A 25,763-nucleotide genomic window follows, 5' to 3' on the forward strand; every position below is an offset into this window, starting at 1 on the left:
ACTTTGCAGGGGCAAATGCAAAAGACAAAGGCCGCAGAGGGAGAGCTGCGGCCTTTGAGCAGATGCGCCGGGATTGTAGGTGCAATCGGCGCGGGAGACGACGGTGCGAACGCCTAGGCCGATTGGGCCGTGTGGGGCTCGTTTTCCGGAGGCAGGCGCAATTCGGTTTCGGTGTCAAAGACGTGGATTTTTTCCATGTCGAACGCGATATGGATGAAGCTGTCGACGGCGAAATCCGGGCGATCGAGGGTAAAGATTTTGACCGGATTGCCCGCGAGTGAGACATGAACAAGGGTTGATAGCCCCATCGGTTCGATCAGTTCAACCCGGGCGGGAATGCCGCCGTTACCATCAGCAACAATGGCGATATGTTCGGGCCGCGCGCCAAGGGTCACGGTCTGATTGGCCGTTGCCCCGCGTGCGGGCAGGACGGGCACAAACGCCCCGTCGGTCAGGCGGATGCCAGCCGTGCCGTTCTGGGCGATTTCATAGGCACCTTTGAGGAAGTTCATCGCCGGTGATCCGATGAAGCTTGCGACAAAGATGTTGGCGGGGCGGTCATAGATTTCGACCGGGCTTCCGACCTGCTGGATGATGCCGTCATGCATGGCAACGATCCGGTCGGCCATGGTCATGGCTTCGATCTGGTCATGGGTGACATAGACCGAGGTCGCACCAAGGCGGCGGTGCAGTTTGCGGATTTCGGTGCGCATCTGTTCGCGAAGCCGGGCATCAAGGTTGGATAGCGGTTCATCAAACAGGAAGGCCTGTGGTTTGCGGACAATGGCGCGTCCCATGGCAACACGCTGGCGCTGCCCACCCGAAAGGGCCTTTGGCCGCCGTTCTAGAAGGGCGGTCAGGCCAAGGATTTCGGCGACATTGGTAATCGCATCAGCGATTTTTTCCCGCGCGGTTTTGCGTAGTGTGAGCGCGTAGCTCATATTTTCGGCGACCGACATGTGTGGATAAAGCGCATAGGATTGAAACACCATGGCGATGTCGCGGTCCTTGGGCTGCAATTCATTGACCACCGTGCCGCCGATGGAAATCGCGCCTGATGTGATGTCCTCCAGCCCGGCAATCATGCGAAGCAGGGTCGATTTGCCACAGCCCGACGGGCCGACCAGAACGATGAATTCGCCGTCCTGGATATCAAGGTCGATCCCGTGCAGGACATCGACCGCGCCATAGCTTTTGACGGCATTTGAAATTTCAATGGAAGCCATTTGGGTCCTCTTATCCTTTCACAGCGCCAGCGGTAAGCCCCTGCACCAGATAACGCTGGATCAGCAGGAAGAACGCGCAGGCCGGGATCAGGGCCAGCACACCGGCGGCCATCATCTGACCGAAATCGACACTGAATTTTGAAACGAATGACAGCAGACCGACCGGGAAGGTCGAGGCACTTTCGCTGCTGACCAGCATCAGGGCGAATAAAAGCTCGCTCCAGGCGGCGGTGAAAACAAAGCCGAGCGTTGCCGCCACACCGGGCAGGGTAAGCGGCAGAATGATGCGGCGGAAGGCCTGAAAGCGGGTATTGCCATCGATCATCGCGGCTTCTTCGAGATCCTTGGGAATGCCGTCAAAGAAGGACTGCATCAGGAAGGTCGCGAACGGCACATTGAACGCCGTATAGACGATGATCAGCCCGGTCAGGCTGTCGGTCAGGCCAAGCGGGGCCAGAATTTTAAAGATCGGGGCAATCAGCATGACCAGCGGGAACATCTGGGTGATCAGCATCAGGGCGACGATGATCACCTTGCCGCGAAAGGCAAAGCGCGAAAAGGAATAACCGGTCACGGCGGCGACCATGGTGGTCACAATCGCGGTGGTGCCCGCAACGATCACGGAATTCAGGAAATAATGCGGAAAGTTGCTTTGGGTCAGGACGAAGAAATAGTTTTCCCACGTTGTGCGTGACGGCCACATCCGAACGCCTTCGGTATACAGGATGTCGTTGGGGGTGACCGATACCTTGAGCAGCCAGTAAAGCGGGAACAGGGCAAAGACGACAAAGGCCCCGATCATCAGATAATGGCTGCCCCAATAGACCAGTTTGCGGGCGGGTGAATTTCCGGAAACGTTCATGTTCTTTGATCCCTTGCCCTAGCTGTCGGCATGCGTCATGGCGCGGCGCAGTGCAATCACACCCAGCGCATAGGCCAGCAGCAGAACCAGAAGGACGGCTGCAATTGCCGAGGCATAGCCGAAATCAAGGCGGCGGAAGGCCTGGGTGAAGATGTAGGATGCGACGATCTGGGTTGAGTCCGCCGGGCCGCCATTGGTCATGACGACGATCAGATCGGCGAAATTGGCAATCCAGATGGTGCGCAGCATCAGCGTGATCGCAATGGTCGGGGCCAAAAACGGCAGGGTAATGCTGATGAATTGCTGGCGGGTGGTCGCGCCATCGATTGAGGCGGCTTCGTACAGTTCCTTGGGGATGGATTGCAGGGCGGCCAGCAGGGTGATGGCAAAGAATGGAATGCCAAACCAGATATTGGCAACAATCGGCCCCCACATCGCAAGGTCCGGATCGGACAGGATGTTAAACGGGGTTTCCATCAGGCCAAGGGCGGTAAACCAGTGCGGCAGCGGTCCGACGACGGGATTGAACATCCATGCCCAGTTAAGACCCGACAAAAAGGTCGGCACGGCCCACGGGAGGAATACCAGCGCCTGAACCAGCCGACGTCCAAGGAAATCCCGGTTAAGCAACAGGGCAAGGATCAGGCCAAGCGTGAACTGGAATAACAGGGAGCCGAAAGTCCACCACGCGGTATTGACCAATGCGCCAAGAAACGCATTGTCGGTGATCAGGGTCTGGAAATGGGCCGTGCCGACAAAGCCGCCGCTGAACGGATTGAGGATACGGATATCGCGAAAGGCGTAGCTTAGCCCCAGAACGAGGGGCATCAGCATCACCGCGATGATCAGGATCAGGGCGGGGGAAACATAAAGATAGGGTTCAAGGATGCCGGACAGTCTTCTGGAGATCACCCCCCGCCTTTCGACGGGGAGTTTTCCGGCCTGCATTGCAGTGGTCACTGATTTGCCGCCATCCATTTTTTCTGTGCCGGGGTCAGGTATTCTGCCCATTCGGTTGCCAGTTCTTCGGGCGAAATACGGCCGAGCATGGCTTCCTGACTGGTGCGGATCACAAGGCTGTCCTTGAAGAAGGCGAATTCTTCAAGATGGGTCGGCATGACGGTCGGGTGAACGTCGGGATCGGACAGTTCGTTGAACCAGCCTTCGAATTGCGGGCTGGCAAAGAACGGATCGCTTTCGGCACCATTGTGGATCGGCAATGCCCCGATGCGCTTGTTCCAGGCAAGGTTGCTGTCCTTGGATTCAAGATGGGCGATCAGGTTCCATGCCTCGTCCTTGTGTTCGCTGTTGGCAAACATGGACCAGCCGGCATAGCCGATGGTCGGGAAGGCCTTGCCCGACGGGCCCTTTGGCATGGTGGTGACGCCGAAATCCTCTTCCTTCATGCGGCTTGAAATCGCGATCAGGGCGTCGGGGTCCTGATCGAGCATCGCACAGGTGCCGGAATAGAACCCGGCGACGATTTCGTTAAAGCCCCAGTTCAGGCTGTCTTTGGGCGCCAGTCCGTCCTTGTAGATATCGATCAGATATTCAAGACCGTCGGTCCAGCCCTCAGTCGCAAAGGTGCTTTGGCCGTCCTCGGTGAAGAATTCGTTTGATCCGGCGGCGGTCGCGCCAAACATTACCCAGCCATTCAGCCCGCCGGGCCCGCCGCGCATGCAGTAGCCATATTTACCGGGAAGGGCGGATACCTTTTCGGCGGCTGCGCGGAAGTCATCGAGCGTTACCGGCACGTCGGTCACACCGGCTTCTTCGAACAGCTTTTTGTTATAGAACATCGCGCGCAGATAGAAGCCATAAGGCAGCATATAGGCGGTGTTGTTGGCCGAACGGGCAAATTCGATGGCCCGGTCATTGAGCGTTTTAGCCCCGTCCCATTCCTTGATGTAAGGTTCGAGGCTTTCAAGCGCGCCGTTATTGGCATAGAGGGTTAGCCACGTATCGGGCATTTCAACGATGTCGGGGGTTTGTCCGGCCGATACCATGGTGGCGAATTTTTCAAACGCCTGCCCCCATGGAAGGGATGTGATTTCGACGGTCACACCGGGATTTGCCGCCTCGTATTCCGCGACCAGTCTTTTGAGCGTTTCGGTGCGTTCCGGGCTTGTGATGACTTCGACAAGTTTCAGCGTGGTATCGGCATGGGCCTGACTTGTCAGAACGAGAGAGGTCACACCTGCCAGTAATGTTGTTTTCCAGTTCATTGTGAAGTTCCCTGTTTTAAAGAGTATTCTTACTTCAGGCTTGCCCCGATCGCCTGTGTCAGGTCTGCCCGGAGGTCTTCCGGGCTTTCGAGGCCGATATGCAGGCGGACCAGATTTTCCGGCACGCCAAAGCGCAGTGCGGAATTGGGTCCGCCGACTTGTGCGCGCGTCACCAGCGCAGGCACAATCAGGCTTTCGTGCCCGCCCCATGACACGCCGATCTTGAAGATGCGCAGCGCATCGACAAATTTCGGGATATCGACATTCGGGGTGAACTCGAACGAAAACAGACCGGATGATCCGGTCAGGCCGGGGGGCGTTTGCCCGCCCAGACGCGGATGGTGAACCGCGATGACTTCGGGGTGGTCGGCAAGGAAACCGGCAATGGCCAGCCCCGATCTTTCATGTTCATGCATGCGGGCGGACAATGTGCGAAGCCCGCGCAGCAAAAGCCAGCCGTCAAAGGCCGAAAGCTTGGCCCCCAGATAAGGCAGGATGGTGGACCGGACATTGCCGATGAATTCGGCCGATCCGGCAATCACGCCTGCGACGACGTCGCTATGCCCGCCAAGATATTTTGACGCGGAATGAACCACGACATCGCAGCCCAATGTTGCGGGCTGGCAGAAAATCGGCGATGCCCAGCTATTATCAATGATCGATACCGCCCCGGCGGTGCGGGCGATATCGCAAAGGGTTTTGATATCGTGGGTGTGGAAGGTCCAGCTTGTCGGGCTTTCAAGATAGAGGACCTTGGCACCGGGAATGGCGGCGCGCACCGCATCGATATCGCGGCCATCGACATAATCGACCGTGACATTCATATCGCGCAGGAACATCTCGAAAAACCGGAAGGCATCGGGATAAAGATGTTCGACCGCAACGATCCGGTCCCCGGGGCGGACCACCGACAGGACGGCGGACGAGATTGCTGCCATGCCGCTGGCGGTGCCCAATGCGTCCTCGGTTTTTTCAAGGGCGGCGATTTTTTCTTCGAACGCGCGGACTGTCGGGTTGAGGCCGCGCGAATAGACCGGGCGGGTTTTGCGCCCGGCATAGGTTTCAACCATTTCGGCGAAGTTTTCGAACACGAAAAGCGAGTTCTGGAAAATCGGCGGCACGACCGCATTGGCGAAATGGGTTTCGTCATAGGCCAGCCGGGTGGCGGCGGACAGGGCGTCGTCCAGTGTTCTGCTATTTGCCGGTTTATCGGAATTATTGTTGTTCATTGGACATTCTCACGATGTCGTTTTCGACGATTCCAAGGATGGCAAGCGTGTGCTGACGGGCGGCTTCTGGGTCGCGAGCGACAATCGCGTCAAACAGCATGCGGTGAAATTCAAAGGATTCCTTGGCGAAGTCCGGGCGGTTGAAGGGCTGGGCAAAGAAGCTTTCAAACGCTTCGCGCATCTGGCCAAGTAACTGTTCAAACAGGGGATTGCCCGACGCCTTGTAGATCGAGAGGTGATAGACAAGGTCGGCCTGGCCGGCGGTGCCAAATTCCAGATGTTCGGCTTCCATCGCATCAAGGGCGGCGCGCATTGCTTCGATATCCGCATCGCTTGCGCGTTTGGCGGCCAGCATGCTGGCTTCGACTTCAAGGCCGCGGCGGACTTCAAGGGTTTGCAACAATCCATCACGCTGGGTGGCGATGGAAAGCGGCATGAACAGGGTCTGTTCACTGACCGGGCGTTTAAGATAGGTGCCCGATCCGCGTTTGATTTCGACGATGCCAAGGGCCTGCATATGGCCGATTGCCTCGCGGATGCTGGATCGGCCGACCTGAAGGCCCGCCATCAGTTCGCGTTCGGGCGGCAATTGATCGCCGGGTTTCAAATCCGATTGCACGATGAATTGCGTCAGGGATTCAAGGATCGCATCGCGACGCCCCGATGTCTGTATGGGTCGGATAGTGGCACCTGCCGATTGCGACACTTCACACCTTTATCTGATTTTTACATCGCCCCGGCGACCGGATATGTGGTCAGCCATCAGACGTCAGACCAATTTTGGAATTGAATCGGTTCAAGTCAAGCGGAAATGAAAAGAACGATGATGTTTTGCAATCGCGAATGGCGGCAGCATGGCGGTTTCCGGGACTTTGGCCGGGATCGGAATGGTGCGGTGGGTGCGCTGCAAATCCGGATGATCCGGGGTGTTTGACCGAAAAATTCCGTTAAACGGCGTGCGTGCGGCAGGGAGTCGGTGCAAAGGGCAGCGAGATCTGGCGGTGATGATCGGAGCAATGGTGCCGACGGTGCCGATGGAAAGGTGGGGAGGTGGGCTGAAGGGGAACGAGCAGCGTGGTATAAAAAACGCGCCGCATGGGGGATGCGGCGCGTGAAGTTGGGCAGATGTTGAGGGAGGCAGGCGTTAAGGTTCAGTTGGCGTTGGCGGCCTTGAGGATCAGGTCGGCAACTTCCTTGGGGTGGGAAACCATGACGACGTGGGAGGCGCCATCAATCACAACGGTTTCCTGTGAATTGGCGCGTTTCGCCATGAATTCCATTGCGGCGGGCGGGATGTTTTTATCGGCCGTGCCATAGATGTGGTAGGACGGCACATCCTTCCATGCGATATCGCCAGACGGTTCATTCAGCGCAAAGTCGGTGACCGGGCGTTGGGCAATCGCCATCAGGCGTGCCTTGTCAGCCGGAACGTCGGCGGCAAATTGCGCGTGGAACTTTGCCGGATCGATATAAAGGTCATTCACACCGTTACCGAGCGGGACCGGGGCTGCCAGGGCCTCGCCCAGGGTGCCGCCGGGGAATTTTCCGGCCAGTTCGGCAATGGTTTCACCCTTTTCCGGGGCGAAAGAGGCGACATAGACCAGCGCCTTGACATTGGCCGCACCGGTTGCGGCGTTGCTGATGACCGGCCCGCCATAGGAATGACCGACCAGAACGACCTCACCCGGAATGCTGTCGATAAGCGAGCGGGTATAGGCGGCATCGCCGGATACACTGCGCAGCGGGTTGGCGACGCTTATGACGCGATATCCTTCGTCCTGCAGGATCGGCGCGACGCCGTCCCAGCTGTCAGAGGCGGCAAATGCACCATGGACCAGAAGGATGGTTGGTTTGGTGTTGGCGGCATTCGCGGCCGCAGTGTCAGCGGCAAAGGCCGGAGATTGAGCGGCCATCAGGCCAAAAGCAAAAGCGGTCGCCTTGAGCAGGTTTTTCACATTCAGCATTTTCATCTTCCTTTTCCCGGTTTCGCCGATGACCGGCCAAACGTTGTTTCGATGAAATGCTTGTAGCCGTGAATTTATGATCGTGCAATATTAAATCGCGTGCGATTTAATCACGTGCAATCACATAAGCGTGAGGTCGGTGTTATGGCCCGTGAGCGGGCGGGGCGGGTTCGAGGCCGCAGATCCCAAAGTTTGGGGATTGAAATTGCAGGGGGGATCAAAAGGTCGGCAAAAGCAAACAGGCCCGGAGAGTTTGTCCGGGCCTGTTGCAGTTTGCGCGTGTTTTATATCGTTGCCTGTCTTTACGTCAGGCCGCTTTCACGGCGTTCAAGAACGTCTCGACTTTCTGGCGCAGGGTTTCGGCCTGTTCGGACAGGTCCCCCGATGCGGCAAGCACCTGTTCGGCCGCCGCACCGGTTGAGGCTGCGGCTTCGTTGACGCCGTGAATGTTTGAGGTTACCTCGGTGGTTCCGTCAGATGCTTCCTGAACATTGCGGTTGATTTCCTGGGTGGCGGCACCCTGTTGTTCAACGGCGCTTGCGATGGTGGCCGAAATTTCGCTGATTTCGGCAATTGTCGTGCTGATGGAACCGATGGCAATCACCGCTTCCTCGGTTTCGGACTGGATCATTGTGATCTGGCTGGTGATTTCGTCCGTCGCCTTTGACGTTGCATTGGCGAGGTTTTTGACCTCTGCGGCGACCACGGCAAACCCTTTTCCGGCCTCGCCCGCGCGGGCGGCCTCGATCGTGGCGTTAAGGGCCAGAAGATTGGTCTGGGCTGCGATATCGCTGATCAGGCCGACAACATCGCCGATTTTCTGGGCTGCTTCGGCAAGGCCGCGGACCTGGGCGTTGGTGCTTTGGGCTTCGGCAACGGCTTTGCTGGCGACCTGTGCGGACTGGCTTACCTGATGGCTGATTTCAGAAATCGAGGCACTCAGTTCCTCGGAGGCGCTGGCCACCGTCTGTACATTGTTTGATGCCTGTTCGGCCGCGGCGGCGACAACCGTGGACTGGCGGCTGGTTTCCTCGGCAGTTGCGGTCATGGATGTTGCAGTTGCCTGCATTTCTGTCGCGGCAGATGCCACGGTTTTCAGGACTGTTGACACGTCGCTGTCGAAATCGTTGGTCAGTTTTTCGATCAGTCTGGTCCGCGCTGCCTGCTGTTTCTGGGCCTCGGCCTCTTGGGCGGCAAGTTCGTCGGCCTTGATCATGTTTTCCTGGAACACCAGAACGGCTTTGGCCATGTCGCCAATTTCGTCCTCATGATTCTGGCCGGGGATCAGGATGGTTTTATCGCCATCGGCAAGTTTGCGCATTGTCGTCGTGATCGCCACAATCGGGCGGGATATTCCGGCCCCGATGAACCAAGCGGCAACCATACCGACAATAACAGCGACAACGGCAATTATTTCGGTAACCACAATCTCGAACTCGATGCCGTTGATCGTCTGGTCCGCAAGTGCATCCTGTTCCTGCTTGCTGGCAATCCGGATCTCTTCGATTGCCGTTGCAATTCGGGCACCAATCACGTCAAGCTCACTTTCGATGATTTCCTGGCGCTCGGATGCATCACTGCTTGCGCTGAATTTATTCAAAGATGCAAGGAAAGCCTGAAAGTCCTGTTCTGCCTGACGGGCAGCCGCGATTTTGCTTTGACTGTCAAGGATGGCGATAAGCTTCTTGTTCATGTCAAGTGCGGTCGACAGCTTGCCGACGGCTTGCTCTCTTAGCGCGCTTGACGAATTGGTTTGATAGGTCGCAATGCCGATACGCGCATCCTGAATATTGGCAAGCACGTAGGATGACTGGTTCGATATTTCCGCCAGCTCGTGATATTTCGCGAAGTTATCTTCTGCGCGATAAAGGGAGAAGACGGAAATAATCGCCAAGACCCCCAAAAGCACGAGAATGATCCCGAACCCGCCAAATACTTTGTGGGATATCTTGATTTTACCAAAAAACGACATTTTAACTCACCAAAATTTCTAAACGCACATCCTCTCGAACGTGCTCTATTTTGAATAGCATTACTACTCATATGGATAGTTATACGATACTTTGGTAGGTTTGGTTTGCCGCCGTGTGATGTTATTCACCTTTGGGTGGAGAGTGAAAAAAACGCGCCGCAAAGAAGGATGCGGCGCGTATGGGATGGCCCAAAGGACAACAGGTTTTTGAGAGATCAGAATTTCATTCTGAACCCGGCACTGGCGGCATGTTCGCGGCGGCTTTTGGAGATCGAGGGCTGGTAATCGGCATAAAAGCTCCAGCCATCGTCATCGGCAAGGGCAAAGCCGAGATTGCCGACCAGTGTATCGCGGTCGGTTTCGCTGCCTGCGACCGTGAAGGAGGATGTGCCGGTAAAGGCCAATGTGGTGCTGTGGGCTGTCGGGCCAAGGTGATGGTCCCAGCCAAGCCGGAATTGCGGGATCAGGGTTTTGCCATTGCCGGTTTCATACAGGCCCGCCATCCGCAGGCCAAGGCTTGCGGTGCCGGTCAGGGTGCTGTCAGATGCGCGTGACAGATTGGCCGACCCGGCCCCGGTTTCGGTAAAGCCGTCATGATGGTTCCACAGCACCCCCAGCCCGCCATAGGGCGCAACCCGCCAGTTATGGGCAACGTCAAATCCCCTTGCCAGTTCAAGATTGGCATTGAGTGCGTTGTCGGTGTAATCCGCAGTGGCGGTACGATCAATGCCGCCAAAATCAAGATTACGGCGGCTGTCATTTGCCGTTCGGGTCCATCCGGCCTGCCCGGAAAGCCGCAAGTCATCGCCAAGGCCACGTGTGCCATAAAGCCCGGCCATGAAATTGCGACTATCGAGGGTGGCATCCCGGCCAGCCTGACGGTTTTTGGCGTCGGCATAACCGAAATAGACCCCCAGAATGGTGGTATCGGAAAGCGGTGAGTCAAAGCCGCCAACCATGCCGGTCCATTGGTAATCGGTGGTGTCGGCATTGCCATCACCATCGATCCGGCCAGTTGCGCCGATGGCCTGAAGCCAGATGGCGGAGGCGGCCTGTGGTGCATTTTCAGTGCCCAGCGACAGCATGTTTGCGTCACTTGCCATCGGGCCGGAACGGGCAAAGCCGGTAAGTTCGGCGGGGGACAGGGTGCTGGCGGCGACAAGGGACCCGCTGGTGGTTCCGGTAACGCCGCGGTTGCGGTTCAGATCGGCAAGGCGCGCGCCGATCTGGCCGGTGGCCTGATGGGTGATGCGGGCATTCATGGCAGGGGCGGCGGCAAAGATATCGCCCGAGAGCTGTTGATAGGCGTGCTGTGCCCCGGCATTCGTCAGGCCAAGAATGGCGTTGCTGATGGTGGTGCCGTCCGTGCCTGAAAGGTTGCCGATCTGGCCAGCGACGGCTTTTTGATTGGGGGTTGTGGCGATGTCGGTAAAGCCGCTGGCGTTGCGGGTCAGTGTCAGGGAGACATCATTGCCGGTGCCGCCCGTGGTCGAATTGCTGGCATCATAAAAGGCAAGCTGATTGTCAATTGTTGCGAAATCGCCGGTAATTGCATCAACACCATCATTTTCAATAATCACATAATTATAGGTCGTTTGGCCGGAGAAATTGTTCCCCGATACGCCTTTGACCCGCAGCGTCGAGCCGGTGATATCGACCGTGCCATTGACAATGACCTTGTCGGAATTTCCGGCACTATCCACCTCGATCTCGAGGATGGAACCGGCATTGAGGACATAGGCACCATTGACGGTTTGTGTGCCGATGGAATTGCCCGGCGCATGAATGCCGCCCGATGAAATGGTGATTGCCCCGACGGTTCCCGTGCCGCCAAGGGTGGCACCGCTCGCGACCGTGACGGCAGAGGCAATTGATCCATTGACCGCAAGGCGGCCCGCAGAAACGGTCGTGGTGCCGGAATAGGTGTTGGCGCCGCTGAGTGTGACGGTGCCGGTGCCGGTTTTGGCAAGCGCGCCGGTCCCGGCCAGAACGGCACTGATGGTGCCTGATTGGGTATCGAAGGTGCCCGATGATGACAATGTGCCGTTTGATACGGTTGCGCCATTGAGTGTGATGGTGCCGGTGCGGGTCTGTGTCGTCGTGCCGAGATCAAGCGTTCCACCGGTCAGGTTAAGTGCGCCTGCGGCATTTCCGAGTGTTCCCGATCCGGACAGGGATAATGTGCCCGCCGAAAGATTTGTTGCGCCGGTATAGGTGTTGGCCCCGCTGAGCGTGACAGTGCCGGTGCCGGTTTTGGCAAGCGCCCCGGTTCCGGCCAGAACGGCACTGATGGTGCCTGATTGGGTATCGAAGGTGCCCGATGATGACAATGTGCCGTTTGACACGGTCGCACCATTGAGTGTGATGGTGCCGGTTCGGGTCTGTGTTGTCGTGCCGAGATCAAGCGTTCCGCCGGTCAGGTTCAGCGCGCCTGCGGCATTTCCGAGTGTTCCCGATCCCGACAGGGATAACGTGCCCGCCGAAAGGTTTGTTGCGCCGGAATAGCTGTTGGCGGCACTGAGTGTCAGGGTGCCTGCGCCGTTTTTGGTCAGTGCCCAGCTTCCGGTGCCGCCCGATCCGGCCTGATCGGTGATGGTATTGGCAAGGGTTTGTGTATCGCCGGTATCAGGATTGAAGGTCAGGGTGCCGCTGCCTTGCAGGAAAACACCATCGCCAAAGGCAGAGCCGTCCTCGGCGGTGCCCGCCGCACCGGTTCCGCCGTTTCCGCCGGTGACAGTGTTGTTATTGACGGTCAGGGTTCCGGCGATGGTCAGGGTTGCGCCATCCATCACAAAGATGGCACCCCCGGCACCAAGGCCACCACCCCCGGCCGCCTGAGAGATGGTACCGCTTGAGACACCGTTGCCCGCGCCAAATCCGCCCTGACCGACATTGGCGACGCTGCCAAGGCCGCCACCACCGCCGCCGCCGCCAAAACCGCCATCGCCCCGGAATGCGCCACCCCGCCGCCAAAACCGCCATTGCCGGCTTTGCCGCCGCCGCCGCCAAAGCCGCCATCGGGGTCGTCGGTGAACGTGCCATCAATGCCGTTGACACCGCCGCCGCCGACCGATTGGTCGCCGGAACCCCCGCCGCCGCCATTGTTGCCGCCCGTACCACCCCCGCCGCCAGAATCGGTGCCATCCCCACCGGCGCCTTCGCCCTAGGCGATCCCGTCACCGCCATTGCCACTATTTGATCCACCGGTTGCCCCGCTGCCAAGGCCGCCGCCGCCGCCGTTAGTGCCACTGACAACCGTGCCGCCATCACCCCCCATGCCGCCGCCGCCGCCGGTGACCCCACTTGCGGTTTGTGCACCGCCATCACCGCCGGTTGCGGCGTTGTTTTGCGCGACAAGGTTGCTGATGGTGACATTGGCGCCATCCTTGACGAACAGCGCCCCGCCAAGCCCGGCCCCGCCGCCTGCGGCCTGGCCTGCATCGCCGCCAGATGCAACCGCATTCTCGATGGTCAGGTCGTTGATTGCCACGGTGCCGGAATAAACAAACAGGCCGCGAAACGCGTTATTGCCACTCAGCGTATTGCCATTGCCGTTCAGCGTGATGTTGCTGTTCAGCGCGTTCAGATCGCCGCTGGTCAGCGTGATGGTGCCCAGACCATTTTGGACATCGATGGTGTTGCTACCACCCGCAGCGTTGGCATCAAAAATCGCCTGACGCAGGGAACCGGCACCGCTATCGGCGGTGTTGGTCACGTTGAACGTTGCGGCCTGTGCCGATCCGATTGGTGCGGCGCATGACAGGATCAGGGGGACAAGACCGTATCGGGTGTGCGCAAAGATACCACGCCAGCAGGAGAATTGACGTGCCCGCCGGGATGGTTGATGCGGATCCATATGACAGCACGCCTTCGGTCATGAGAAATGATGATTTCCCAATCCTTTGGGCGACTTTTGCCAAGGGGACAACCCGCTATCTGGGGCCTTAGGCTTTATTCTGCGCAATCTGGATAAGGGGTTGCGCAAAGTGGATATTTGGCAGGTTTTTAAAAGATAAAAAGACCATCCGCCGGGCCGGATCATTCGGGATCAGTTCGCCGGTCTGGCATCGGCCCGTTGGGAGAGATCATCAAGATAGGCCAGAAGATCGGCAATGGTTTCAGGGGTGAAGGTGAATTCCGGCATGGTCAGTTGATCGTGCGACACGGTGATGCCTTCGGCGAGGGCTTCTTCGAGGTTTTCAATCGGCCAGCGCTGGCCGAAGCTTGCAAGCGGCGGGGCGGTGGTGATTTCGGGGTCGGGATAGGGATCACCGGCAAATTCCATATGGCAGCGCAGGCAGGTCTGTTCGGCAATCGCCTTGCCGCGCGCGATATCGCCCTGTTCCTCGCCGCGATGGGCCAGTTGGTTGCTGACGATCAGGAAGGTGGCGGCGGCGGCCCCGGTGATCAGGATGACGAGGCTGCTTTTGCGGATTCTGGTTTTCATGGCGGTTTCCCCCTTTCTTGCTTGCGCTGAGTATAGCGCCATTTGGTAAAGGAACGTTTTCGAATGTGGCGGGGAAGATTGCGAAAGATATTGATAATCAGTCTTAATATCTGCTAGTGACGTTTCCGGTTTCCGATACGCCATTGTTTGTGCCGGTCCAGAAGGAAGATACGGCTTTGTCCGCGAACCCCAATGCCCTTGTCCTGTTCATGTCGCACCGTCCGGCGCTGGTGAATTATGCCAGCAGCATCACGGGCAATCGCGTGCAGGCCGAGGATCTGGTGCAGGAAGCGTGGTTGCGGTTTGATGCGGCATCGGACGGGCGGTTGATCGAGGATGCGACGGGGTATCTTTACCGGATCGTGCGCAACCTGGCGCTGGATAGCAAACGCAGGCTGGTGCGTGAAAGCCGCCTGACATCGGCGGGGGATTATGACGAAGCCGCCCGGACATCGCCCGATGCCACCCCGGACCCGGAAACCGTCGCCCTTTACAAGGATGAATATGCGATCGTGATGGCGGCGATGGATGAATTGCCCGAACGCACCCGCATTGCATGCGAAATGCATCGGTTTGGTGGCGCAAAGCTTAAGGAAATTGCCGCCTTCCTTGGCATATCCGTGCCGCTTGCACACAAGCTGGTGGCGGACGGGATCGAGCATTGCAAGCAGCGGCTGGATCAGGCATGAGCCGGTTTCACAATATTTATAGAAAAAAGTTCCGCAAATGCGTTTAGTAGTTGCAGGGATTTTGGCTTTGGTTTTTTGCGGGGCAGGCCGGTCCGCACCCGCAATTTGCGAGACCGACCGGGGATAGAGACGAGAATGGCAGCGAACACAGATGCGATCCCGCCGCAGGCCTCACGGGAGGCGACCGACTGGCTGATCCTGTTGCAGGAAGAGCCGGACGATCAGGATATTCTGCGTGCATTCGCGGCATGGTGCGATGCCGACCCGGCCCATATGCAGGCATGGAACGCAACCCGCCTGGCAGCCGATGTGATGGCGGCAGGTGTGCCCGAACATGCCGACCGATGGCAGCCGTTTGTGCATGAGATGCGGGCGGGCGGTGACGGATCATCTGTTTCATCATCATCGCGTAAAGACAATATTGTCCGCCCGACGTTCGGACGGCGAAAGATGTGGCTTGGTGGCGGGCTTGCAATTGCCGCATCGCTTTTTGCCGCCGTGGTCGGGCCGGGGATCGTTAGCCGTGCCGTGACCGGCTGGCAGGCCGATTATGTGACCGACACCGCCGAAATGCGGACCATCACCCTTGCCGATGCCAGCACGGTGACGATGGCACCGGAAAGTGCGATCCGGGTGCGGTTTGAGGCGGGGGAGCGCCATATCGCGCTTTTGGGCGGTGAAGCGTTTTTTGACGTGACGCCCGATCCAAAACGGCCATTCCGGGTATCGTCGGAGGATGTCGATGTCACGGTGCTGGGCACCGGGTTTGACGTGCGGCGTAATGATGCCGGTACGCTGGTTGCGGTCGAACATGGATTGGTGCGGGTCGGATTTGATGCGATTAACCCGCCGGTTCATGAAATGCTTGAAGCCGGACAAAGTGCCAGTGTGACATGGCAGGGGGCGGTGGCACGCGGCAGCCTTCCGGCCGGGCAGATCGCGAGCTGGCGACAGAACCAGTTGATTGCACAGGATCAGCCGTTGGGCACCGTGATTGACGGGCTGCGGCGTTATTATGCGGGCCGGATCATCATTACCGATGATGCATTGGCGTCCCGACCGGTGACGGGGGTTTATAACCTTGCCGATCCGCTGGCAGCCCTTCGCGGGATTGCGCGTGCGCAAAATGCCGTGGTGCGGCAGGTGACACCTTGGGTTTTGCTGGTTTCGGCATCCTGATCCGGGCATCTGAAAAAATTCCCGAAGTTTTTTTGAAAAAAATCCCTTGAGGCGCGTTTTGTGTTTTAAGCGCAAATGAGAAGCGTTTTTATTCTCATTTGCGATCATGGATATGACGCAGAACGGAGATGACGGAATGACCACAGGGGGTAAGGCGGGCATGCGGAGCCGCAGCAGACAGACGGTTTTCGCAGGCGCGCTTTTGGTGACAAGCGCATTGGTGCCGGTATTGATTGCTGCACCGGCGATGGCACAGCAACAGGTGGCGCAAAGCGGGGCGGGGGTCCTTGGCGCGTCACATGCGTTTGATATCCCCACACAGTCGATGACCAGTGCGCTGACGCAGTTCGGGCAGCAGTCGGGGCTTCAGATCACGGTGGATGGGGCGCTTGTGCGCGGGATTGATGCGCCTGCGGTCAGCGGCAGCATGACATCGCAGCAGGCGCTGGACCGGCTGTTTGCCGGAAGTGGCCTGAGTTATAATATTTCCGATGACGGCACGGTGGTGGTCGAGCAGGTCGTAACCGGTGGGGCGGCCGAAGGCGAGGTTCTTGATCCGATCCGGGTGGAGGGCAATGCAGAGGCGGCCTATGGCCCGATGGGTCCGACACGCGACAGCGTTGTTGCCAGCCGGTCGCGCACCGCATCGAAAACCGATACGCCGATTCTGGATGATTCCGCCGCCGTTTCTGTCGTGACGCAGAAGGAACTGGAAACGCGCAATGTGCAGGATGTGCAGCAGGCGGTGGCCTATAGTGCAGGCGTGCAGGCGGGCGAATACGGATCGGATGTGCGGTATGACTATATCCGTATCCGGGGATTTTATTCGTCGCTTTCGACCTATCGCGATGGATTGTCGTCGCGGACCTATAACTTCACAACCGCCCGCCAGGAACCCTATGGCCTTCAGCAGGTTGATGTCCTGAAAGGATCGACATCGAGCCTGTTTGGCATGAACGGGCCGGGGGGCCTGGTGAATTTGATTACCAAGCGCCCGCAGGATGAAGCGGGGGGAGAGGTTTTCACGACCTTTGGCGAAGATCATGTTCGAGGTGGCGGCGATGTGACCGGGCCGGTTGCGGAAGGCAGCAACTGGACCTATCGACTGACCGGGCTTTGGCAGGATGCGGAACGCGAACAGGATTATTCGCAGGATGACCGCATTTATGTGGCACCTGCCTTTACCTATAAGCCGAAGGCAGGTACGGAATTGACGATCCTGACCAGTTACAGCAACCGCGAAAGCAATCTGGGTTATGGCTTCCCGACCGGGATCGAAACCAGCCGCAATGCGTTTTTCGGTGAACCGGATTTCAACACTTTCGATACCGAAGAAACCAATATCGGTTACGAGTTCTCGCACCAGATTACCGACAAACTGCAATTCCGGCAGAACGCGCGATATACCCATGTCGATCTTGATTACGAGACGGTTTATCTGAACGACACCACGCCGCTTGGCAATCGTTGGGCTTTTGCGATTTACGGCGAGCTTGATCGTTTCGCTGTCGACAACCAGGTGCAATACGATACCGAAATCAATGAAACGTTCGATAGCAAGACGCTGGTGGGTTTTGACTTCAACCGGGATCAGAACCGGGAAAAACGTTTTGACGGGACGGCATCGCCGATTGATCCCTATAACCCGGCTTATTGCGGGCTTTCATGCATCAACTTTACCAGCAGTTCGGACACGGAAATCACGCAGGCGGCCTATGGGCTTTATGCGCAGGAACAGCTTACGATTGCCGATGACTGGATCGCCGCCGTCGGTGGGCGTTTCGATTATGTCCAAAGCGATACGGACACGATCAGCAGCGGAACGCTTGACGAACGTGACGACCATAAATTCACATCGCGCGTTGGCCTAACCTATAAGGCGACGGACGAGGTTTCAGTTTACGGGAACTATTCGGAATCCTTCCAGCCGGTTTATGGCAGTGCGGCATCCCGCCCGGACGGGACCGCGCCACAGGAAGGCACACAATACGAGGTTGGTATCAAATATCAGCCGACCGCGATTGATGCGATGTTCACCGCGGCCCTGTTTGATCTGACGCAGGAAAACGTTTCGCAGTGGAATTCCACGACGTCGACCTATCAGCAGATTGGCGAGATCAATTCGCGGGGGCTTGAGCTTGAAGGCAAGATGTCGCTTGACGCGCGGACCAACCTGACGCTGGCCTATACCTATCTTGATGCCGAAATCAAAGACGATGTGGTGACGGCCAATGTCGGTAACCGGCCGTCAAACGTTCCTGAACATACCGCGTCGGCGTGGCTTGATTATACCATTCCCGAACATGGGGTGTTTGGTGATCTGACGATTGGTGGGGGCCTGCGTTTTGTCGGGTCACGCTATAACAATGATGCCAATGCCGATCTGCTGGGATCGCATACGGTGGTGGATGCCATGGTGAATTATATGGTGACGGACAATGTCAGCCTTGCGGTCAATGCGACCAACCTGCTTGATCGGGAATATGTATCGTCCAACACGTTTGGCAGCCGTTTCTATGGCGAGGGTCGCACGGTTCTGGCGACGTTGAAATATAGCTGGTAGGCCAAGGTGCTTTGAAGCATCCGCCGGTTTGTAAAAGACGGTCGTCCCATCGGGGCGGCCGTTTTTGGTTTGCGCATTTTCGCGCTGGAATGGGGGAGGAGGTGAACTGGTTCACCGATAGCGGATTTGTGATTTGCCTGCCGATGCGGATTGCCGAAAACTTTTCGCATTCCTGCCACCAAACTCATGATTTCCGCCCCGGTTAATACCGAAGGGAGCCTGTGATGAACCGTTTGACGGCCAAAGATTTCTCGCCGCAATTGCTTGAGCTTTATGATTTTTATGCGCACGGGATCATTTCGCGGCGCGAATTTCTTGACCGGGCTGCGAAATATACCGTCGGTGGGGTCACCGCAATGTCGGTTCTGGCGTCGCTTAGTCCGGACTATGCACTTGCGACACAGGTTGAGTTTACCGATCCCGATATTGTCGCCGAATATATCATGTATCCGTCGCCCAACGGCCATGGCGAGGTGCGGGGCTATATGGTGAAGCCGGCAAATCTGACGGGCAAGGTGCCCGGCGTGGTGGTGGTGCACGAAAATCGCGGGCTTAATCCCTATATCGAGGATGTGGCGCGCCGGGTGGCCAAGGCCGGTTTTATTGCCCTTGCCCCGGATGGGCTGACATCGGTTGGCGGATATCCGGGCAATGATGACAAGGGCCGGGAATTGCAGCGACAGGTCGACCCGACCAAATTGATGAACGATTTCTTTGCCGCCATCGAATTCCTGACCGCGCACGAGGCGACCACCGGCAAGATCGGCATTACCGGTTTTTGTTATGGCGGGGGTGTTTCGAATGCGGCGGCGGTGGCTTATCCGGAACTGAGGGCGGCGGTGCCGTTTTATGGTCGTCAGGCGGACGTCGCCGATGTACCGCGCATTCAGGCGCCGTTGCTGTTGCATTTTGGCGAACTGGACACGCGGATCAATGAAGGATGGCCCGCATATGAGGCGGCATTGAAGGAACATAACAAGGTTTATGAGGCCTATATCTATCCCGGTGCCAATCACGGGTTCCATAATGATTCAACGCCTCGCTATGACGAGGAACAGGCGAAGCTTGCGTGGGATCGCACGATTGCGTGGTTTAATAAGTATCTGAGCTAAGCGCGTCGCAGCCCGCACATTCGATCACAGCCCGGTGGTTAGTATTCCGCCGGGCTGTTTTGTTTTCGGGGATGGCTTGACGGGAATGGCTTTTACGATACATCATAAGTTACATGATTCGATATGGCTTGTGATGAAGGAGCATTTCCGATGCAAAACGCGACCGAAAGGGCGGAAAACCCGGTTGAATTCTGGGAAGATCATTATCGGACAAAAAAGACCGATTATTCGGGTAATCCGGGGGAGTTGCTGGTGCGGTATGCGGCCGACCTGACGCCGGGGCGGGCATTGGATATCGGCTGTTCGCATGGGGATGATGCGCTTTGGCTGGCCGGGCGGGGCTGGGATGTGACAGGGGCTGATATTTCGAAAACCGCGATTGCGCGGGCGCAGGAGCGTCTGGTGGGGAGTGATTTTTCTGGCCGGGTGCTGTTTGTCGCCTGCGATCTGGAACGCGAAATACCGGACGGGGAATATGACCTTGTCACCGCATCCTATTTCCAGTCGCCGGTTGCCCTTGCACGGGCCGATATTCTTCGGCGTGCAATGGCAAAGCTGGTGCCGGGCGGATATTTCCTGTGTATCGCGCACGCATCGGCCCCGCCATGGCGGAAGGGAAATGGCGAACATCAGTTCCCGACCCTTCAGGAAGAGCTGGACGGGCTTGATCTTAGACCCGATGAGTGGATTTTGCACAAGGCCGGGTACGCGGTGCGCAACGTTACCGGGCCGGAGGGGGAGAAAGCGGAAGTGAAGGATATCGTGCTGTTTTTGCAGCGTGGTTGATTTCTGACGACATGGAAAGGGCGGGGCCAATTGACCCCGCCCTTGTCTTTCATTCGCGGAACTTTTCGCGGGCGGGTGTGCCGCCGCGCCCGCGTTTGAGGCTGGGCAGGGCCAGCATGGCGAGAACGAAAAGCCCGGTTGCCAGTTTCAGGTCGGGCGGTGGCATACCTGCCGCCAGGCACAGTGACACCAGCTGATAATAGATGATCGCACCGACAAAGGGGGCGAGGAGCTGTCGGAAGACGCTGTGTTTGCCAACGATGGCCTCGCCGATCATAAGCGCGGCCAGACCGTTGATCAGGATGCCAAGGCCCATATTCACATCGGCAAAGCCCTGTGACTGGACCATCAATGCGCCGCTGGTGGCCGAAAAGGCGCTGGCAAGGCCGACACCGCCGATGGTGGATATCCAGACGGAAATGCCTTGGGCCTCTGCCATGGCCGGGTTGGAACCGACGGCGCGCATGGCCGTGCCCTTTTCGGTTTTAAAGAACCAGTTGAGCGCCACGAACACGGCAGCGCCGATGATCCCGGCAATGATGATCTTGGCCGCCGGGAAGCCCGGTGTGACAAAAGGTGCCCAGTCAAAGACCGAACCGGTGCCAAAGATCGACAGGTTCGATTTGCCCATGATGCGCAGATTGATGCTGTAAAGCATTGTCATCATCAGTATCCCGGCCAGAAGCGTGTGAATGCGGAACCGCAGATGGATCAGTGCGGTACAGCAACCAGCAGCAAAACCACACAGAAGGGCAGCGACGATCGCCAGGGCCGGATTGACCCCGGCGGCAATCAATACCCCGGCAACACAGCCGCCCAGCGGATAGGCGCCTTCGCTGGTGAGGTCGGGGAAATGCAGGGTGCGGAACGGGATCATGATGCCCATAACGACGAAAGCCAGAATAAGGCTTTGGGCCAATGTCACGGGTACGAGTGCCACATAGCTTGTGAAGGTCGAAGAAAGGAATTCCATCATCAATCAGGCCCCCAGCAACATGGCGTCAGACTTGACCGAGAAATGATCGATCAGCTTTGCCACCGTGACATCGGCCTTTTCTTCGCCGCCGATTTCCAGTTTGACCTTTCCGGCATCCAGCATGATGACGCGATGGCCGTAATCGACTGCGTGCTGCATGTTGTGCGTGACCATCAGGGTGGTGAGTTTAAGGGCGTCAACCGCACGCACGGTTGCCCCCATGACAAGATCGGCGGTGCGCGGATCAAGGGCGGCCGTATGTTCATCAAGCAACAGCAGATCGGGCGATCCGCCGACCGCCATGATGAGAGATAGCGATTGACGTTGCCCGCCCGAGAGCAGTTCAACACGGGTATCAAGCCGGTTTTCAAGGCCAAGACCCAGGACCGACAGGCGTTCCTTGTAATCCGAAAGGCGTTTGGCATTAAGGCCACGGGCGAAGGTGCGGCTTTTGCTGCGCAGTTCGGCCAGAAGCATGTTTTCGGCCACCGTCATGCTGGCAGCAGTGCCGAGCATCGGGTCCTGAAACACGCGCGCAATGCGCATGGCGCGTTTATGCACGGGCATATTGGTGACATCATCGCCATTGATCAGGATCTGGCCGCGATCAAGGGGCATTGCGCCGGAAATGGCGTTTAGCATCGTGCTTTTGCCCGCCCCGTTGGAGCCGATGACAACACCGAATTCGCCGGTCTGGAGAGTAAGCGACAGGTCGTCCAGCGCGATCTTTTCGTCGGGCTGGCCTTTATAAAAGGTTTTTCGTGCAGACCGGATTTCAAGCATCCGTATCCTCCGTAAAGCAAAATTGGCGCCCCCCGGTGATGCCGGAATGCGGGGCGCCAACAAAAAGACGAGGCCGGAATTTATTCGACGATGCAGCCGCAGTCGTTGAATTCGGCCGGGATTTCGATGCCAAAGGCGGCGGAGGCCTTTTTCGAAATCATCGGGGCGTGGTTTTCATAGGATGGTGCGGATGGCGGAATGGTCGCCGGGTCCTTGCCATTGAGGATTTCAGCCGCAATTTTACCGGCATTCAGGCCGACCTGTTCGTAATCGACCGAGAAGCTGGCAGGCACGGTGCCATTGGCAACCGCCGAGCTATCGGAATTGACAATCGGGATGCTGATCTGACGCGCAGCGGCGGATACCGCAGCAATCGCCGGCTGGATCAGGTTTGAGGCCGGGGTATAGATGACATCGGCCTTGCCCGCGACGGCGGTGATGCGTTGCTGAATGTCATTGACGTTATCGATGCCGACCGGAACGACGGTAAAGCCCGCGGCGGGGGCGAGTTCCTGAACCTTTTCAAGCAGGGCAACATCATTGGCTTCGCCCGGGTTATAGGGCACGGCAAGGCGTTTGGCATCGGGCAGGAATTTGTGGGTGAATTCAAGAACGGCTGCGATGTCCTGAAGATCGGACGCGCCGGTCATGCCTTCGTCGCCCTTATCCCAAGACGGGACCAGTTTGGCGGCCACCGGATCGGTCACGGCGGAAAACACGATTGGAATGCCCGAACCCGCCAGTGCCTTTTTGGCGATCTGGGAGACCGGGGTGGTGATGGTATAGATCAGTTTGGGGTTTTCGGCCTGCAATTTCGCGATCATCTGGGGCACCAGAGACGCATCAAAATTGGTGTGGCTTTCGGAATAGACAACATCCGTGCCCTCGGCAAAGCCGTTGGCGGCCATGGCTTCCTTGAAGCCCACGATGGACGCGTTAAGCTGCGGATGTTCACCGAAATTGGCGATGCCGACCCTGATCGGTTCGGCGGATGCACTGTTCATGGCGGCAATCATTGTACCCGCGATCAGAAGGCCTGAAAGCGCACCGGATTTGAAAAGTTTCATTGAATGAGGCTCCCTGATTTATTGGGTCGGCATGTGGCAGGCCGACCGTGCCACCGGATCATGCGAAGTTCCGCATTATCCGTCAACAGGATGTCACACGGGGCACAAAGCATTGCCGGGAATGAGGGAGCATACGGGCAGGGTATCTGAGCCCGGTCAGGAACGGATTGCAAAGGCCCGGCTGGAAATCGAAACCGGATTTCCGGACGGGTCTTTCATATTGGCGAATTGATAGCCATCCGCCTGATGGATCGGGCCGACATCAACGCCACGGGCCACCAGTTGCTTGCGGAAGGCTTCAACATTCTTGACGTCAAAGACCAGTTTGATGAGCGACTGGCCTTCTTTCTGGCCCTTGCCCGCGGGATGGAGCATCAGGATCAGCCCATCAAGGGCGGGCCTGAGTTCGACGATGCGGTCACCTTCGAGGCGGATGGCCTGATAGACGAAAAGATCGCAGTAGAAATGGACCATTTCGTCGATCTTTTTTGTGTAGATCACGATCCGGTTGCAGGTCGTCGGCATCAGGTTTTCCGTTGTTATCAGCTGCCACTTGCGGCGCTGAATACCGTTACGCCATTCACGACAATCCGGCCATCGCGCAACAGTTCGACATCGTAATTCGTCATGCCTTGTTGGCCGGGTTCACCGGCGGCAAGCCCATCGACGGCAAAGGGCACCAGCGCGCCCAGCAGGGTCGGGCTTTGCGGGGTGCCGATCAGGTCCTGAAGGCGTTCGCGTCCGATCAGGTCAAGGTCAAGCTGGCCTGCAAAGCCGTAGCGCGCGGCCTGCTGGGCGATGAATTCACCCTTGCCCAGTGCTTCGAGGCCGCGGCCTTCGACATAGATTTCATCAATCTTGACCGGGGCACCGTTATCGGCGGCCTTTTGCCAAAGCTCGTTGGCGATCTGGCGGCGGGCGGCGCGCGGCGCAAGACCGGTCAGCATATCATTGAAGCCCTTTTCAATGACTGGTTTGGCTTCGAGCCATGGCAGGCCGGTGCTGCTGCTTTTGATGCGCACGGTGCGCGGTTGCAGCAGGCTTGGCAGCCAAAGGCCATCATGGGCGTAGTCAAGATGGGTTTCGCCATTTTCGCCGGGATAGAGCAGGAAGCTTGTCGATTTGACCGCGCCGCGTTTTTCCCGGTTCGGGCCGGTCCATTCGGCGGCCTGCCAGGAAATCCGGGCTTCGTCAGGCAGCCATCGAATGACAAGTCCGTTCATCAGCCAGTGTTTGCGCGTGATCGGTTCATCGCCAATCAGGAAATCGGCGCCGCCGGTGAAATTGACCGCCGTGCCGTTTATATAGTTCCAGCGCAGGCTGCCGAGTGCCTTGCGCATGGTCAGTTCGCGCTGGTCACTGCTGGCATCGGCCAGCATCTTTCCGCGTTCGGGCAGGGCAATGTCGATATCGACCTGATTGGCGATATCGGTATCGCTTAGCGTTACCCGGACATCTTCAAGGGCCAGTTCACGCGCGGTGCTGTAGCCACTGAGATCAAGGCGCACACCGTCATAGGTGAAGGTGACCGTACCGTTGCTGTTTTCCGCGGATGTTTCGGTTGCGGAAATGCCGTTTTGCATCAGGATTCCATCCATGATTTCGCGCGCCTTTTGCGTTTCAAGCGCAAAGGCATTTGCACCGGCGGCGCAAATGGAAATCAGAGAAACACCAATGCCGATGACAATACGGCGTACAGGCATGATCAAGACCCCTATGGGTAATGGTTTGAACGGTTCCATTATTTAGCGCAAATTTGGTGAAGATGGGGCAGGGATTGTGGTGAGGACAGGCGAAGCACAGCAGAAGGACACAAGTATGACATGGATCACATCTTGTCCTGGCTGTCATCTGGAAAGCATGGGGGCGTTGCCGGTCAGTCGGTGGCGCAGCCGATTTTGTCACGCTTGCTTTCGACGGTGACCCCGCACAGGAAGACCTCGACGGCGCGTTTGACCCTTTTTGTGATCTCTTCTTCGCTGAGTTTCGGAGGAGAGATCATTTTCATCACCTGATTCTGCCAGTCGCCGACAATCATCGCATCGAAAATTTCGGCATAATGATCGGGATCGTCGATGACAAGATTACCAAGGTCATTCTGGCGTTTCAGGTAGTTTGCAAGGTGTTTGCGCGTGCTTTCGGGGCCGACTTCAAGGAACTTCTCAACCATTGGTATGAAATGCTGTCCTTCGGAGAACAGAATCTGCGTGAAGCGAACGGCTTCCTCGGTTAGTATCTTGGTCGATAGTTTAAAGGCGAAGTCGGTCAAAGCGTCACGAGGGGGGAGATTGGATTCCAGCGAAATATGCAATTCCGCGGAAAACGCCATGCACCGTTCTGTCATAACGGCAGTCAGCAACCCATCCTTTCCGCCAAATGCCTCGTAGAGAGTTGTACGGGAGCCACCGGATCGAGAAATTACGTCATTTAGCGTAACGCCAGAAAAGCCTTTCTCCAGCAGAAGCTGCCATGCAGCATCCATCATCGCGCGTCGCCGTGCGAAGCCGCGACTGGATTGTTTTCCTTGGGTTTCTGACGTTTCGCTCATGGTTTTTCGATCTTTTCTGTCGACGTTGTTTTTGGCTCTTGATCGTGCAGTGCACAATGTGTACTGTACCGTACAGTATTTAATAATTCAATGGCAAAGCTGCCTGATATTCCCCGGCACGGCAGCGCTGCTTAC

Annotated in this window: 23 protein-coding genes; 6 read left to right on the forward strand and 17 right to left on the reverse strand. The window is 57.5% G+C overall.

Annotated features, from left to right (window positions below):
- Positions 1 to 113: 113 nt before the first annotated feature.
- The 9 genes from ugpC to P8T57_RS14450 all read right to left on the reverse strand — a co-directional run bounded on the left by ugpC (position 114) and on the right by P8T57_RS14450 (position 12,267).
- Positions 114 to 1,226, reverse strand: a complete 1,113-nt coding sequence (ugpC, locus tag P8T57_RS14410; RefSeq protein ID WP_341363497.1) for a sn-glycerol-3-phosphate ABC transporter ATP-binding protein UgpC — start codon at positions 1,224 to 1,226, stop codon at positions 114 to 116.
- Between the two features lie 10 nt (positions 1,227 to 1,236).
- Positions 1,237 to 2,088, reverse strand: coding sequence for a carbohydrate ABC transporter permease (locus P8T57_RS14415; protein ID WP_062960875.1), 852 nt, complete (start codon positions 2,086 to 2,088; stop codon positions 1,237 to 1,239).
- A gap of 18 nt (positions 2,089 to 2,106) precedes the next feature.
- On the reverse strand, positions 2,107 to 3,000 hold the full coding sequence (locus P8T57_RS14420) for a sugar ABC transporter permease (protein WP_341363498.1): 894 nt from the start codon (positions 2,998 to 3,000) through the stop codon (positions 2,107 to 2,109).
- Positions 3,001 to 3,044: 44 nt separating this feature from the next.
- Entirely contained in the window at positions 3,045 to 4,313 is a 1,269-nt protein-coding gene (locus tag P8T57_RS14425) for a sugar ABC transporter substrate-binding protein (RefSeq protein WP_341363499.1), read from the reverse strand.
- Between the two features lie 29 nt (positions 4,314 to 4,342).
- A complete protein-coding gene (locus P8T57_RS14430; RefSeq protein WP_341363500.1) occupies positions 4,343 to 5,542 on the reverse strand; it encodes a PLP-dependent transferase in 1,200 nt (399 codons plus the stop codon).
- Entirely contained in the window at positions 5,529 to 6,248 is a 720-nt protein-coding gene (locus P8T57_RS14435) for a FadR/GntR family transcriptional regulator (protein ID WP_341363501.1), read from the reverse strand. The genes P8T57_RS14430 and P8T57_RS14435 overlap by 14 nt, the downstream gene beginning before the upstream one ends.
- A 445-nt stretch (positions 6,249 to 6,693) precedes the next feature.
- Positions 6,694 to 7,512: an alpha/beta hydrolase gene (locus P8T57_RS14440; RefSeq protein WP_341363502.1), complete on the reverse strand. Its 819-nt coding sequence runs from the start codon at positions 7,510 to 7,512 to the stop codon at positions 6,694 to 6,696.
- Between the two features lie 301 nt (positions 7,513 to 7,813).
- The gene (locus tag P8T57_RS14445) at positions 7,814 to 9,478 is read right to left on the reverse strand and encodes a HAMP domain-containing methyl-accepting chemotaxis protein (RefSeq protein WP_341363503.1); all 1,665 of its coding nucleotides are present in this window, start codon (positions 9,476 to 9,478) and stop codon (positions 7,814 to 7,816) included.
- Positions 9,479 to 9,693: 215 nt separating this feature from the next.
- A complete protein-coding gene (locus P8T57_RS14450) occupies positions 9,694 to 12,267 on the reverse strand; it encodes an autotransporter domain-containing protein (RefSeq protein WP_341363504.1) in 2,574 nt (857 codons plus the stop codon).
- Between the two features lie 62 nt (positions 12,268 to 12,329).
- On the opposite strand from P8T57_RS14450, the gene P8T57_RS14455 reads away from it, so the two are divergent.
- A complete protein-coding gene (locus P8T57_RS14455) occupies positions 12,330 to 12,677 on the forward strand; it encodes a hypothetical protein (RefSeq protein WP_341363505.1) in 348 nt (115 codons plus the stop codon).
- Here the strand turns inward: P8T57_RS14455 and P8T57_RS14460 are convergent.
- Both P8T57_RS14460 and P8T57_RS14465 read right to left on the reverse strand, forming a co-directional pair.
- A complete protein-coding gene (locus P8T57_RS14460; protein WP_341363506.1) occupies positions 12,642 to 13,334 on the reverse strand; it encodes a hypothetical protein in 693 nt (230 codons plus the stop codon). The two genes, P8T57_RS14455 and P8T57_RS14460, sit on opposite strands and share 36 nt — an antisense overlap.
- 192 nt (positions 13,335 to 13,526) lie before the next feature.
- Complete coding sequence (locus tag P8T57_RS14465) at positions 13,527 to 13,925, reverse strand: cytochrome c (protein ID WP_341363507.1); 399 nt, start codon at positions 13,923 to 13,925, stop codon at positions 13,527 to 13,529.
- A gap of 176 nt (positions 13,926 to 14,101) precedes the next feature.
- On the opposite strand from P8T57_RS14465, the gene P8T57_RS14470 reads away from it, so the two are divergent.
- The 5 genes from P8T57_RS14470 to P8T57_RS14490 all read left to right on the forward strand — a co-directional run bounded on the left by P8T57_RS14470 (position 14,102) and on the right by P8T57_RS14490 (position 20,254).
- Entirely contained in the window at positions 14,102 to 14,614 is a 513-nt protein-coding gene (locus P8T57_RS14470) for a sigma-70 family RNA polymerase sigma factor (protein ID WP_082822542.1), read from the forward strand.
- A gap of 135 nt (positions 14,615 to 14,749) precedes the next feature.
- Positions 14,750 to 15,793: a FecR family protein gene (locus P8T57_RS14475; RefSeq protein ID WP_341363508.1), complete on the forward strand. Its 1,044-nt coding sequence runs from the start codon at positions 14,750 to 14,752 to the stop codon at positions 15,791 to 15,793.
- A gap of 136 nt (positions 15,794 to 15,929) precedes the next feature.
- Complete coding sequence (locus P8T57_RS14480) at positions 15,930 to 18,356, forward strand: TonB-dependent siderophore receptor (protein WP_341363509.1); 2,427 nt, start codon at positions 15,930 to 15,932, stop codon at positions 18,354 to 18,356.
- 224 nt (positions 18,357 to 18,580) lie between these two features.
- On the forward strand, positions 18,581 to 19,468 hold the full coding sequence (gene yghX, locus P8T57_RS14485; RefSeq protein WP_341363510.1) for a YghX family hydrolase: 888 nt from the start codon (positions 18,581 to 18,583) through the stop codon (positions 19,466 to 19,468).
- 150 nt (positions 19,469 to 19,618) lie between these two features.
- Positions 19,619 to 20,254 (forward strand): class I SAM-dependent methyltransferase, encoded by a 636-nt coding sequence (locus tag P8T57_RS14490; RefSeq protein ID WP_341363511.1) that lies wholly within the window; start codon positions 19,619 to 19,621, stop codon positions 20,252 to 20,254.
- 49 nt (positions 20,255 to 20,303) lie between these two features.
- Here the strand turns inward: P8T57_RS14490 and P8T57_RS14495 are convergent, their stop codons facing one another.
- The 6 genes from P8T57_RS14495 to P8T57_RS14520 form a co-directional block, all read right to left on the reverse strand.
- Entirely contained in the window at positions 20,304 to 21,230 is a 927-nt protein-coding gene (locus P8T57_RS14495; protein ID WP_341363512.1) for an ABC transporter permease, read from the reverse strand.
- Between the two features lie 3 nt (positions 21,231 to 21,233).
- Positions 21,234 to 22,013, reverse strand: coding sequence for an ABC transporter ATP-binding protein (locus tag P8T57_RS14500; protein ID WP_341363513.1), 780 nt, complete (start codon positions 22,011 to 22,013; stop codon positions 21,234 to 21,236).
- 80 nt (positions 22,014 to 22,093) lie between these two features.
- Positions 22,094 to 23,080 carry an ABC transporter substrate-binding protein gene (locus P8T57_RS14505; RefSeq protein ID WP_341363514.1) on the reverse strand — a complete coding sequence of 329 codons (987 nt, stop codon included), beginning with the start codon at positions 23,078 to 23,080 and terminating at the stop codon, positions 22,094 to 22,096.
- A 156-nt stretch (positions 23,081 to 23,236) separates the two neighbouring features.
- The gene (locus tag P8T57_RS14510; protein WP_341363515.1) at positions 23,237 to 23,605 is read right to left on the reverse strand and encodes a VOC family protein; all 369 of its coding nucleotides are present in this window, start codon (positions 23,603 to 23,605) and stop codon (positions 23,237 to 23,239) included.
- Between the two features lie 17 nt (positions 23,606 to 23,622).
- On the reverse strand, positions 23,623 to 24,783 hold the full coding sequence (locus P8T57_RS14515; RefSeq protein ID WP_341363516.1) for a hypothetical protein: 1,161 nt from the start codon (positions 24,781 to 24,783) through the stop codon (positions 23,623 to 23,625).
- Between the two features lie 173 nt (positions 24,784 to 24,956).
- Positions 24,957 to 25,628: a TetR/AcrR family transcriptional regulator gene (locus P8T57_RS14520; protein WP_063093537.1), complete on the reverse strand. Its 672-nt coding sequence runs from the start codon at positions 25,626 to 25,628 to the stop codon at positions 24,957 to 24,959.
- Positions 25,629 to 25,763 lie beyond the last annotated feature (135 nt).

Source organism: Thalassospira sp. SN3W, assembly GCF_038070535.1.
Classification (GTDB): Bacteria; Pseudomonadota; Alphaproteobacteria; order Rhodospirillales; family Thalassospiraceae; genus Thalassospira; species Thalassospira xiamenensis.

Bases quoted from the DNA above. Each gene is read 5' to 3' on its own strand.
- ugpC (WP_341363497.1), bottom strand. From the start codon at position 1,226: ATGGCTTCCATTGAAATTTCAAATGCCGTCAAAAGCTATGGCGCGGTC.
- P8T57_RS14415 (WP_062960875.1), bottom strand. From the start codon at position 2,088: ATGAACGTTTCCGGAAATTCACCCGCCCGCAAACTGGTCTATTGGGGC.
- P8T57_RS14425 (WP_341363499.1), bottom strand. From the start codon at position 4,313: ATGAACTGGAAAACAACATTACTGGCAGGTGTGACCTCTCTCGTTCTG.
- P8T57_RS14430 (WP_341363500.1), bottom strand. From the start codon at position 5,542: ATGAACAACAATAATTCCGATAAACCGGCAAATAGCAGAACACTGGAC.
- P8T57_RS14440 (WP_341363502.1), bottom strand. From the start codon at position 7,512: ATGAAAATGCTGAATGTGAAAAACCTGCTCAAGGCGACCGCTTTTGCT.
- P8T57_RS14445 (WP_341363503.1), bottom strand. From the start codon at position 9,478: ATGTCGTTTTTTGGTAAAATCAAGATATCCCACAAAGTATTTGGCGGG.
- P8T57_RS14450 (WP_341363504.1), bottom strand. From the start codon at position 12,267: ATGGATGGCGCAACCCTGACCATCGCCGGAACCCTGACCGTCAATAAC.
- P8T57_RS14460 (WP_341363506.1), bottom strand. From the start codon at position 13,334: ATGGATCCGCATCAACCATCCCGGCGGGCACGTCAATTCTCCTGCTGG.
- P8T57_RS14465 (WP_341363507.1), bottom strand. From the start codon at position 13,925: ATGAAAACCAGAATCCGCAAAAGCAGCCTCGTCATCCTGATCACCGGG.
- P8T57_RS14475 (WP_341363508.1), top strand. From the start codon at position 14,750: ATGGCAGCGAACACAGATGCGATCCCGCCGCAGGCCTCACGGGAGGCG.
- P8T57_RS14480 (WP_341363509.1), top strand. From the start codon at position 15,930: ATGACCACAGGGGGTAAGGCGGGCATGCGGAGCCGCAGCAGACAGACG.
- yghX (WP_341363510.1), top strand. From the start codon at position 18,581: ATGAACCGTTTGACGGCCAAAGATTTCTCGCCGCAATTGCTTGAGCTT.
- P8T57_RS14490 (WP_341363511.1), top strand. From the start codon at position 19,619: ATGCAAAACGCGACCGAAAGGGCGGAAAACCCGGTTGAATTCTGGGAA.
- P8T57_RS14495 (WP_341363512.1), bottom strand. From the start codon at position 21,230: ATGATGGAATTCCTTTCTTCGACCTTCACAAGCTATGTGGCACTCGTA.
- P8T57_RS14500 (WP_341363513.1), bottom strand. From the start codon at position 22,013: ATGCTTGAAATCCGGTCTGCACGAAAAACCTTTTATAAAGGCCAGCCC.
- P8T57_RS14505 (WP_341363514.1), bottom strand. From the start codon at position 23,080: ATGAAACTTTTCAAATCCGGTGCGCTTTCAGGCCTTCTGATCGCGGGT.
- P8T57_RS14510 (WP_341363515.1), bottom strand. From the start codon at position 23,605: ATGCCGACGACCTGCAACCGGATCGTGATCTACACAAAAAAGATCGAC.
- P8T57_RS14515 (WP_341363516.1), bottom strand. From the start codon at position 24,783: ATGCCTGTACGCCGTATTGTCATCGGCATTGGTGTTTCTCTGATTTCC.
- P8T57_RS14520 (WP_063093537.1), bottom strand. From the start codon at position 25,628: ATGAGCGAAACGTCAGAAACCCAAGGAAAACAATCCAGTCGCGGCTTC.